Annotated in this window: 3 protein-coding genes and 1 tRNA gene (1 of these 4 only partly in view); 2 read left to right on the top strand and 2 right to left on the bottom strand. The window is 57.6% G+C overall.

Annotated elements, in window-relative coordinates; translation table 11 throughout:
- Positions 1–1829, bottom strand: a 1829-nt coding sequence (locus B3V69_RS19065; RefSeq protein WP_296448850.1) for an Orn/Lys/Arg decarboxylase N-terminal domain-containing protein, incomplete at its 3' end; no start/stop codon positions are given.
- Between the two features lie 128 nt (positions 1830–1957).
- Between B3V69_RS19065 and B3V69_RS19060 the strand changes: the two genes are divergently transcribed.
- Positions 1958–2383, top strand: a complete 426-nt coding sequence (locus tag B3V69_RS19060; protein WP_296448846.1) for an NfeD family protein — start codon at positions 1958–1960, stop codon at positions 2381–2383.
- Positions 2384–2426: 43 nt separating this feature from the next.
- Positions 2427–3338, top strand: a complete 912-nt coding sequence (locus B3V69_RS19055) for an SPFH domain-containing protein (RefSeq protein ID WP_296448845.1) — start codon at positions 2427–2429, stop codon at positions 3336–3338.
- 90 nt (positions 3339–3428) lie between these two features.
- Here B3V69_RS19055 and B3V69_RS19050 read toward each other — a convergent pair.
- Positions 3429–3461, bottom strand: a tRNA-Ser gene (locus tag B3V69_RS19050); it runs 280 nt beyond the window's last position.

Genomic DNA, 3461 nt, shown 5'->3' with positions numbered 1-3461 from the left:
TCGTCCTTGAACTGCTGCAAGGCCGTCAGCATGCTGTTCCAGCGGCCCTTGGTGATGCCGATGGTGAACATGATGAAGAAGCTGTACAGCCCGGTTTTCTCAACCACCACACCATGCTCGGCCAGGAACTTGGTCACGATGCTGGCGGGAATGCCGGTCTTGGCAAACTTGCCGTTCAAGTCCATGCCCGGCGTCACGATGGTCGACTTGATCGGGTCGAGCATATTGAATCCTGTCGCCATCTTGCCGAAACCGTGCCAGTTCACACCGGCCTTGGCTTTGGCGGATTCGCCTTTGATGACCCAGGCGTCGGCGCGGCCTATGCCCTCGTCCACCAGCTTGTCGGGGCCCCACACCTTGAACCACCAGTCGTCGCCGTATTCTTCATCGATCTTGCGCATGGCCCGGCGGAAATCCAGCGCCTCGGCAATGCTTTCCTCCACCAGCGCGGTGCCACCGGGCGGCTCCATCATGGCGGCCGCCACGTCGCAGCTGGCGATGATGCTGTACTGCGGGCTGGTGCTGGAGTGCATCAAATACGCATCGTTGAACAGGTGCTTGTCCAGCTTGACGGTTTGCGAATCCTGCACCAGCACCTGGCTGGCCTGGCTGATGCCGGCCAGCAGTTTGTGAATCGATTGCGTGGCGTAGACCATGGCGTGTTTGGGGCGCGCACGTTTTTTTCCCATGGAATGGTAGGTGCCGTAAAACGGGTGAAACGCCGCGTGCGGCAGCCAGGCTTCATCAAAGTGGATGTTCTCCACATAGCCGTCCAGCATGCCTTTGACGGTTTCGGTGTTGTACAGCACGCCATCGTAGGTGGATTGCGTCAACGTCAACACGCGAGGCTTGATTTTGCTGGCATCCACGTCGTGCAGATGGGTGCGAATCAAGGGGTTGGCCTTGATTTTTTCCTTGATGGCGGCGGGTTCGAACTCGCTTTTGGGGATCGGGCCGATGATGCCAAAATGATTGCGCGTGGGTTTCAAAAACACCGGGATTGCCCCGGTCATGATGATGGCGTGCAGGATGGACACGTGGCAATTGCGGTCAACCACCACCACGTCATTGGGTGCGACCGTGTGGTGCCACACCATCTTGTTGCTGGTGCTGGTGCCATTGGTCACGAAAAAGCAGTGGTCCGCATTGAAGATACGCGCCGCATTGCGCTCGCTCTTGCCAATGGCGCCGTCATGGTCCAGCAGTTGACCGAGCTCTTCCACGGCATTGCAGACGTCAGCGCGCAGCATGTTTTCACCATAAAACTGGTGGTACATCTGCCCCACCGGACTTTTCAGAAAGGCGACGCCGCCTGAATGCCCGGGACAGTGCCATGAATAGGACCCATTCTCCGCATAGTCCAGCAAGGCCTTGAAGAAGGGCGGTTGCACACCTTCCAGGTAGCTTTTGGCTTCGCGAATGATGTGGCGCGCCACGAATTCGGGCGTGTCCTCAAACATGTGAATGAAGCCATGCAGCTCGCGCAGGATGTCGTTCGGAAGATGGCGTGAGGTTTTGGTTTCGCCATAGATGTAAATCGGCACATCGAGATTCTTGCGGCGTACTTCTTCAATGAAATGGCGCAGGTCCAATACCGCGGGATCCAGATCAGGGCCGGGGGTGAACTCTTCATCGTCAATCGACAAAATAAACGCGCTGGCGCGACTTTGTTGCTGCGCGAACTGGCTCAGATCGCCGTAGCTGGTGACACCCAGCACTTCAAAGCCTTCCGACTCGATCGCCTGGGCCAGCGCCCGAATACCCAGACCCGAGGTATTTTCCGAGCGGAAATCTTCGTCGATGATGATAATGGGAAAGCGAAATTTCATGGAGAACTCCAGCCAGGCACGGGAAAAATAAGAAACAGGCGCGAAGTGTAAGGACTTATTAAGTCAGGTCTCTCGCGAGCGCTGTCTTTTGCCTCAAAATGTGGCGATATCAACACAATGAGGGCGATATGGCTGACTCAACGATCTGGTGGGTGCTGGCCGGTGCGGGCATCGCGGTCGAATTGCTGACCGGGACATTTTATTTGCTGATGCTGTCCATCGGGCTGGTCGCGGCCGCCGTCGCGGCCCATCTGGGAGCCACTACCCCGGTTCAGTTGGTGATGGCAGCCGTCGTTGGCGGTGGTTCCGTCGTGGCGTGGCGCCGCTACAAACAAAAGACACCGTCCGCCCTGACCGCCAGTGCCAATCCCGATGTCAACATGGATGTCGGTGAGACGGTTCAGGTCGAAGCCTGGGCTGCGGATGGCACCAGCTCGGTGAAGTACCGCGGCGCGAATTGGCAGGTGGCGCTAGTGGCGGGTGCCACGCCGTTGCCTGGACTCCACAGCATTGTGGAAGTCGTCGGCAGCCGACTGGTTGTCAAGAAATTGTGAGAATTTGCCCCGAATGGGCGATGTAGATTAACTGGAGAAATTGATGGAAATTGCAATTATTTTGTTCGTGGTCGCGGCTGTGTTCATCACGCAGTCGATCAAAGTCGTGCCGCAGCAGCACGCCTGGGTCGTCGAGCGCCTCGGAAAATACAACGGCACCCTGACGCCGGGCTTGAGTTTCTTGATGCCTTTCGTGGACAAGGTCGCCTACAAGCACGTGCTCAAGGAAATCCCTCTGGATATTGCCAGCCAGGTCTGCATCACCCGCGACAACACGCAGTTGCAGGTGGACGGCATCCTGTATTTTCAGGTGACCGATGCGATGCGGGCGAGCTATGGCTCCAGCAACTACATCACGGCCATTTCCCAGCTGGCGCAAACCTCGCTGCGCTCCGTCATCGGCAAGCTGGAGCTGGACAAAACGTTTGAAGAGCGCGACATCATCAACGCCCAGGTGGTGCAGGCGATTGACGAAGCCGCCTTGAACTGGGGTGTCAAGGTACTGCGCTATGAGATCAAGGATCTGACACCACCCAAAGAGATACTGCACGCGATGCAGCAGCAAATCACAGCCGAGCGCGAAAAACGCGCCTTGATTGCCGCGTCAGAAGGTCGTCGCCAGGAACAAATCAATATCGCCACGGGGGAACGCGAGGCCTTCATCGCGCGCTCCGAGGGCGAGAAGCAAGCCGTGATCAACAAGGCCCAGGGTGACGCCCAATCGATTCTGGCCGTCGCCGAGGCAACTGGCCAGGCCATTGAGCGCATTGCAGCGGCCATTCGCCAGCCTGGTGGCGCCGAAGCCGTGCAACTCAAAGTCGCCGAAAAAGCCGTGGACGCCTATTCCAAAGTGGCTGCGGATGCCAGCACGACCCTCATCGTGCCGAGCAATATGACCGAGGTGTCAGCGCTGATTTCATCGGCCATGAAGATGGTGCAAGCGCAGCGAGGGTAGCCCCCAAGCTTCTGAAAACAAAAAACCCGCAGCTCTCTTGAAGAAAACTGCGGGATCTCGTATGTCTGCGGATGATTCAAGACATGTAACTGGCGGAGCAGGCGGGATTCGAACCCGCGGAGG

This window comes from Rhodoferax sp. UBA5149 (assembly GCF_002413825.1).
GTDB lineage: Bacteria > Pseudomonadota > Gammaproteobacteria > Burkholderiales > Burkholderiaceae_C > Rhodoferax.
Note: the sequence above shows the minus strand (reverse complement) of the source record. Positions and strands in the feature narration are given on the sequence as shown.